The organism is Candidatus Zixiibacteriota bacterium (genome assembly GCA_035574315.1).
Classification (GTDB): domain Bacteria; phylum Desulfobacterota; class Binatia; order UBA9968; family UBA9968; genus DATLYW01.
Genome location: DATLYW010000052.1, coordinates 63,922 through 70,705 on the forward strand (window position 1 = coordinate 63,922; position 6,784 = coordinate 70,705).

Sequence of the window (6,784 nt, forward strand, 5' to 3'; positions counted from 1 at the left end):
AAGCGTGCGCTAGCGAAGGACCGAGCGGATCGCCTCGGCGATGCGGTCTTCACGCGGCCCGATGTGCTCCTCCAGCGGCGGGCTGTAGGGGACGGGGACGTCCAGCGTGCTCACGCGTCGGGGCGGCGCCTTGAGCTTGTCGAAGCCGCTCTCGACCAGTCGCGAGAGGATCTCCGCGGCGACACCGCAGCTCCCGTGCGTCTCGTCGACGATAACCAGGCGACCGGTTTTCTCCAGCGAGGCGAGCAGCGCCGGCAGATCGAAAGGCACCAGCGTGCGCGGGTCGACCACCTCGACGTCGATTTTTTCGGCGGCGAGCCGCTCCGCCACCTTCAGGCAGCGCGTCACCATGTACGATGTCGCAACGATGGTGACGTCGGAGCCGCGGCGCTTCACGTCGGCGACGCCTAACGGAATCGGTCCCTGGTCTTCGGGAACTTCGCCGCGCGTGTCGAGCAGTTGCACGTGATCTACGAAGATCGTCGGATTGTCCGAAGCTACGGCCGCCTTGAGGAGCCCTTTGACATCGCGGGGGGTCGAAGGAAGGACGATCTCCAGTCCAGGGCAGTTCCAGAGCATCGCCTGAGGGCTTGCGGAGTGCTGCGCGGCTCCGCTGCCGCGCAGACCGTGAAACAGGTGAAAAACCACGGGCACTCTGGTTTGACCGCCGGACATGTAGAGAGCGTTGGCCGCTTCGTTGACCACCTGCGGCCACGCCTCGAAAATGAAACTCCCCGTACTGATGTCCACGATCGGCCGCAGGCCCGCCATGGCCGCCCCGATCGCCAGGCCACAGAAGGAAAGCTCCGAAATCGGCGGCGAGTGCATCCGGTCCCCGTACTTTTTCGCCAGCTCCTGAAAAACGTGGCGGTGGGGGCTCAGGCTCAAAAACGTGCCGTTGATCAGGTGAACCCGCCGGTCGGCGGCCATGATCTCGTGCAGTGCCTCGAACTTGGCCTCGTAGTAAGCAAGCTCTCTCATGCGTAGACATCCGTGGTCGCCTCTTCGAGCGCCGGATACGGGCTGGAGACGGCGAAATCGACCGCGGCCGCAATCTCGGCCCTCACTCTGTTTTCCAGATCGGCGATCTCCCGGCGAGTGGCATGGCCCGCCTCCACCAGCTCGCGAACGAAAACCAGCAGCGGATCGCAGCTCCGATACCATTCGCGGACTTTTTCGGGAACGCCGCTTACGTCCCATGCGAGCGAGCAGTCCGTGGGCTGAACCACGCTCGGCCAGTTGGTCTCGCTACCCGGCCAGCGGACGGTTTGAGCCTCGATGAACTGCGGGCCCTCGCCTCGCCGTATTTTCTCGACCGCTTCCGAGACCGCGGCGTGGACGATGCCCGAGTCGATTCCGTCGATCTGCATAGCGGGAATCTTGTACGCCGCCGGCAGGTCGGTGAGCGGGTAGGCGGCCATCGTCGACGACTGGGCCGCGGCCCGAGCCCGCCCCGAACCGTATTTCCCGTTGTTCTCGCACAAAAAGAGCACCGGCAGCTTCCACAGCGAAGCCAGGTTGAAGGCTTCCGGAGCGGCTCCCTCTTCGAGCGCTCCGTCGCCGAAGAGGCACACTGTGACGCGCCCGTTCCCCAGCGCTTTGGCGGCATACGCCGTCCCGGTGGCGAGCGGGATGATGCCCGCAACGACCGCCGAGGTGTGAAGAAAGCCGAGAGCGGGAACCACAGTGTGAAAGGAGCCGCCCTTGCCCTTGTTGTAACCGGTGGCCCGGCCGAGGATCTCCGCCAGAAGCTTCTTGGGGTCTGCGCCGCGGGCGAGCAAGTGCCCGTGGTTGCGGTGCGTCGTGAAGAGATAGTCGTCGGCTCTCAGGCAGGAGATCGCCGGGACGCCGGTCGCTTCCTGGCCGATGTAGAGATGGTAATGGCCGCCGAAGACTCCCTTGTCGTGCAAAGGGACCAGGCTCTCCTCGAAGTGGCGGATGACGAGCATCCGCCGGCAGAAATCGAGCAGCGTTTCACGCGGTAGCGGCGGCAGCATAATGCTCCCTCCATATGCAAAACGGCCGTCTTTGTCAACGACGGAGCGCGGGCGTGCCGGAGCCGCCGGCTTTCGATCGACGCGAGCGCGGCGATTGACAATCGCCGGAGCGGGGGAATATATGCGAGATGAGCGTTACGAAAACGGAGGATCTTCTTCCATGAACAAGCGGGCATGGCTTTGCTTCTGGCTGTTGCTCCTGATCGTGCTCACGGCGCCCCAGTCGGCTCAGGCGCAAGGCGGCGCGCGGAAGAAGATCCACGTGGGGGTCCCGGCGGTGAGCATGGGCAACATGATCATTTTCTTCGCGAAGGAAGCCGGGATCTACGAGAAGCACGGTCTGGACGCCGAGGTCGTGGTCATGCAGGGATCGGGGATCGCCTCGCGGGCGCTCGTGGCCGGGAGCGTCGCGATTTCGCCGATCGCCACGCCGACGGTGATGAACGCGGTCCTGGCGGGCTCCGACATGGTGATTCTTGCCCACACCATGCCCGGGGTGGTGCAGTCGCTGATGGTGCGTCCCGATATCAAGCGGACCGAGGACCTCAAGGGGAAAAGGGTCGGCGTCACCACGTTCGGCTCCCTCACGGACTTCCTCGTGCGCCATGTCGCGAAGAAAAAGGGGTTGAATCCCGATCGGGAATTCGCGCTGCTGCAGATCGGCGGCGACGCCGAGCGCCTGCTCGCCCTGAAGCAGGGAAAGGTCGACGCCGCCGCACTGTCCCATCCAGCTTACATCCTGGCGCAACGCGCCGGCTTCGTGCAGTTCTGGGACTTCTTCAAGGAAGTCGATTACCCGTGGAGCGAGATCGCCACCACGCGGAAGCAGATCGAGAGGGACCGCGACCTCGTGACGCGCTACATGCGCGCTCACATCGAAGGGATCGCGCGGTTCAAGCAAGAGCCGGAGTTCGCCAAACGGGTGATCAAGAAGGTCCTGCGGCTGGACGACGACAGTCTGGCGAACGAATCGTGGGAGCTGTTCGCCAAGCACCGGCTCGCCGCGCCCTATCCGAACCTCAAGGGAATGAAGACCAGCTACGAGTACGTCGCCGCCACGCGGCCCGACGTGTGGAAGCACAAGCCCGAAGAGTTCGCCGACGCCAGTTTCGTAACCGAGCTGGACAAGAGCGGCTTCATCAAGAAGCTCTACGAACGATAGCGGCTTGGTGGTCGCGGAAGGGTTGATGCCGCTTGCCGGCGGCGTTCACGTCACCAGGACCGCCGCGCCCCGCAGCCTGCCGGAGCGCAGGCGGTCGAGAGCTTCGTTGGCCTTTTCCAGGGGAAAAAGCTCGGTTTCGGTGCGGACCGGAATCTTCGGCGCCAGCGTGAAAAACTCCTCGCCGTCCCGCCGCGTGAGGTTCGCAACCGAGCAAACGGAGCGCTCCTCCCAGAGAATCGCGTAAGGAAAGGACGGGATGTCGCTCATGTGGATGCCGCCGCAAACGACCTTTCCGCCCTTGGCCACGGCTCGGAGCGCCTGCGGCACCAGATCACCCACCGGCGCGAAGATGATGGCGGCGTCGAGCTCCACCGGCGGAAGCTCGTTCGAGCCCCCCGCCCAGACCGCCCCGAGCTCCAGGGCGAATCGTTGCGCTTCGCTGTCTCCAGGACGGGTGAAGGCGTAAATCTCGCGTCCCTGGAAGCGCGCGACCTGGGCCACGATGTGAGCGGCGGCGCCGAAACCGTAGATCCCCAGCCGCTTGCCGTCGCCCGCCTTGACCAGGCTTCGATAGCCGATCAGGCCGGCGCAGAGCAGGGGCGCCGCCTCCGCGTCGGCGCAGCCCGGCGGGATCGCGAAACAGAACCGCTGGTCGGCCACTGCGTATTCGGCGTAGCCTCCGTCGAGCGTGTAGCCGGTGAAGCGGGCCTCGTTGCAGAGGTTTTCACGGCCGGAGGCGCAATAATCACAGTCGCCGCAGGTCCACCCTAGCCACGGAACGCCGACGCGGTCGCCGGGCCGGAAGCGGCCGGCTTTGGCGGCGGATTCTTCCACTACGCCGACGATCTCGTGTCCGGGAATCAACGGCAGTTTCGGCCGGGGGAGCTCGCCGTCGACCACGTGCAGATCCGTGCGACAGACCGCGCAGGCGCGAACCCGGATCAGCAGCTGGCCGTCTTGCGGGCGAGGGATCGGCAACCGGGCCAGGCGAAGCGGGCTGCCGGGTCGATCGAGCAACATCGCGCGCATCACGGAACCGCAGCCACCGAGCGCGCGCCTGACCCGCGGACCGAAGTGGTCGCAAGGCCGACGGCGCTAGTCCAGGTCGATGTCCTTGAGGGGTCTGGAAATCGGCTCTTCCTTGGCTTTTTTGAAAAGCTCCTGGAATTTGGCTTCCAGGACCTTGGATTTGTTCTTCTCGGCTTCGGCGATCTGGTGGTATTTCTCGTCCCTGCGCGCAGCCTCCTCCTTGACCAGCCGGGCGGCGTCCTTCAGCTCCCCGATCAGCTGAGGCCTGGCCGGAAGCTTGTGGTCGAGCACCGCCGGCAGCGACGGGTCAATGGTGAGGATCGCGCTGCAACACGGGCAAGAAAGCTGAATGGTCTTTGACGGGCTCTGAGACATGAGCGCCTCCCGGCCCAAAGGGCCTTCTATCCGCGGATCTCGATCTGTTCCCCGTCCGGCCCGGCAAAGACGGCCCTGCGCCAGCCCGCTTCCCGCTGCTCGCGCGCCGCGGTCTCGTGCGGCTCGCGCACCAGACCCACGCCGGCCGCTCTGAGGCTCGCCACGGCCCGGTCGAAGTCGTCGGTTTCGAGGCAAAAATGGAACCCTCGCACCGCCCCGTCCTTCCGATGGGCCAGCTCCAGCACGGTGTCGCCCAGCCGGAGGTAGGCGATCTGCATTCCCCCGGAAGCGGAGTGCTGGAAGTATTTCTTGAAGCCGAAATGGCGCTCGTAGAAAGCGACGGAGCGCTCCAGATCGGCGACATGAACGGCGACATGATCGATGCGCGTGAACCTCATGCGGAACCCCTGGGACGCTCTCAGGATAGTCCCTCGCGAGGCGATTTTGCAAGCCCGGACCGGCCGGTGAAAAATTTTTGCCACGGCGCTAAAATAGTTTCATGCCCATTTACCGGCTAGTGGACGAACTGGTCTTTCCGCCGCCGGAATACGCGGACTCGAGCGGGCTGATCGCCGTCGGCGGGGACCTTTCCAGCGATCGGCTGCTGGAGGCGTACCGCGTGGGGATTTTTCCCTGGTACTCGGAGGATCAGCCGATTCTCTGGTGGTCGCCGGACCCGCGCCTGATCCTGGAGCTGGACAGCTTCAAGATCTCCCGAAGCCTCCGGAGGGTTATTCGAAAAGGCATCTTTCAGGTGACCTTTGATCGCGCCTTCGAAGACGTCATCCGGGCGTGCGCCACCGTGGTCCGGGAAGGACAGCGGGGAACCTGGATCACGCCTGAGATGCAGGAGGCCTACACGAACCTTCATGGCCTCGGCTTCGCTCATTCCGTGGAAACCTGGGTGAACGGCGAGCTGGTCGGCGGTCTCTACGGGGTTTCCCTTGGCAAGGCGTTTTTCGGCGAATCGATGTTCCACCGCAAAAGCGACGCGTCGAAAGTCGCCCTCGCGGCGCTGGTGGAAAAGCTGAAGGGCTGGGGATTCCATTTCATCGACGCGCAGATGACCACCGAGCACATGCTGCGGCTCGGCGCCGTCGAGATCCCGCGCCGAATTTTCCTGAAGCGTCTGCACGCCGCGCTGCGCCATCCCACCAAGCGCGGGAAGTGGCGCGTCTAGGCGCCGGCGGCGCGCTCTCTTCGGGGCATCGCCGGACGGGAACCGCTCCGGAGCCGGCTTACGGCCATGTGCCGGCTTCGATGTCCGCCACCAGGGTCTCGAGCGCGCTCTTCGTCGGGAATTCCACCCCGAGCAGGACCAGGCTCAGCGCCGAAAGCAGATACTGATCCTCAAGAAAGCCGCCGATCAAGCCGGCCATGAGCCCATAGACCGCGATCGCCTCGATGATCGCGAAGCCGACGACTTTTCGCGTCACGTAGGTCGAGACGACGAGCGCGGCCTCCCTTTCACGGGGAGTCCGGTGCTCTTCGAGGGCCCGGAGGATTTTGGTCTTGGCGGAGTCGGCGAGCGCCGCGCGCGTCAGGCGTCGGCGCCTCCACCAGAGCAGGTAGACGGCGTCGACGAGGACGAGCGCCCAGATGATCCATCGCGTCGCTCTTGCGGCTGCGGGGCCGAGCGGCGCGCCGCGCGCCGCGAGGACGAAGTGGGCGATGACGATGTAGAGCAAGATCGAGACGGCGAAGAAACCCCATAGAACAACCACGGCGGTCTGCTGGTCCAGCAGGGTTTTCCTGAACTCCGGTCGGATCATCGAGCGCCCGCACAGTTCCTAGCACATCCCGGCCGCGGTGTCTGCACGCTGCGATGCGGAGGCCGGGAACGCTTGTCGTAGTTGCGCGGCAGTGATATGAGGATGCACAACCGAACGTCGAGGAGAAACCGATGGCGCTTTTCGATCTCGTGATTCACGGAGGTCGCATCGTCGATGGGACCGGAAATCCGTGGTTCTACGGGGACGTGGCAATCAAGGACGGGCGGATCGCCGCCATCGGCAGGATCGCCCCGCAATCGGGGGCACGGGCGATTTCCGCCAATGGTCGAGTGGTGACGCCCGGTTTCATCGACATGCACACGCATAGCGATCAACCGCTTATCGCCGACGGCAACGCGGAAAGCAAGGTGCGCCAGGGGGTAACGCTGGACATCATCGGGGAGAGCCAGACGGTGGCGCCGCTGGCGGGGCCCGTTCTCGAGGAGTAC

The 6,784-nt window shown here is 64.8% G+C and carries 9 protein-coding genes; 3 read left to right on the forward strand and 6 right to left on the reverse strand.

All coding sequences use genetic code 11. The features are described from left to right. Positions 1–9 precede the first annotated feature (9 nt). Together VNN77_19365 and VNN77_19370 are read right to left on the reverse strand one after the other, a co-directional pair. Complete coding sequence (locus tag VNN77_19365; protein HXG53565.1) at positions 10–981, reverse strand: transketolase C-terminal domain-containing protein; 972 nt, start codon at positions 979–981, stop codon at positions 10–12. Further along, positions 978–1,997, reverse strand: a complete 1,020-nt coding sequence (locus tag VNN77_19370; protein HXG53566.1) for a thiamine pyrophosphate-dependent enzyme — start codon at positions 1,995–1,997, stop codon at positions 978–980. The genes VNN77_19365 and VNN77_19370 overlap by 4 nt, the downstream gene beginning before the upstream one ends. A gap of 160 nt (positions 1,998–2,157) precedes the next feature. Here VNN77_19370 and VNN77_19375 point away from each other — a divergent pair, with 160 nt between their 5' ends. Then, positions 2,158–3,159 (forward strand): ABC transporter substrate-binding protein, encoded by a 1,002-nt coding sequence (locus tag VNN77_19375; GenBank protein HXG53567.1) that lies wholly within the window; start codon positions 2,158–2,160, stop codon positions 3,157–3,159. Positions 3,160–3,204: 45 nt separating this feature from the next. Here the strand turns inward: VNN77_19375 and VNN77_19380 are convergent, their stop codons facing one another. The 3 genes from VNN77_19380 to VNN77_19390 all read right to left on the reverse strand — a co-directional run bounded on the left by VNN77_19380 (position 3,205) and on the right by VNN77_19390 (position 4,961). Continuing rightward, the gene (locus tag VNN77_19380; protein ID HXG53568.1) at positions 3,205–4,188 is read right to left on the reverse strand and encodes a zinc-dependent alcohol dehydrogenase family protein; all 984 of its coding nucleotides are present in this window, start codon (positions 4,186–4,188) and stop codon (positions 3,205–3,207) included. 66 nt (positions 4,189–4,254) lie between these two features. Next, a complete protein-coding gene (locus VNN77_19385; protein HXG53569.1) occupies positions 4,255–4,563 on the reverse strand; it encodes a hypothetical protein in 309 nt (102 codons plus the stop codon). 26 nt (positions 4,564–4,589) lie between these two features. Beyond that, complete coding sequence (locus VNN77_19390) at positions 4,590–4,961, reverse strand: VOC family protein (GenBank protein HXG53570.1); 372 nt, start codon at positions 4,959–4,961, stop codon at positions 4,590–4,592. A gap of 101 nt (positions 4,962–5,062) precedes the next feature. Between VNN77_19390 and aat the strand changes: the two genes are divergently transcribed. Beyond that, positions 5,063–5,743: a leucyl/phenylalanyl-tRNA--protein transferase gene (aat, locus tag VNN77_19395; GenBank protein HXG53571.1), complete on the forward strand. Its 681-nt coding sequence runs from the start codon at positions 5,063–5,065 to the stop codon at positions 5,741–5,743. Positions 5,744–5,801: 58 nt separating this feature from the next. On the opposite strand, the gene VNN77_19400 is transcribed toward aat, so the two are convergent. Then, positions 5,802–6,335 carry a hypothetical protein gene (locus tag VNN77_19400; protein HXG53572.1) on the reverse strand — a complete coding sequence of 178 codons (534 nt, stop codon included), beginning with the start codon at positions 6,333–6,335 and terminating at the stop codon, positions 5,802–5,804. A 131-nt stretch (positions 6,336–6,466) separates the two neighbouring features. Between VNN77_19400 and VNN77_19405 the strand changes: the two genes are divergently transcribed. Then, positions 6,467–6,784 (forward strand): N-acyl-D-aspartate/D-glutamate deacylase (locus VNN77_19405; protein HXG53573.1); only part of this gene is annotated, 318 nt, incomplete at its 3' end.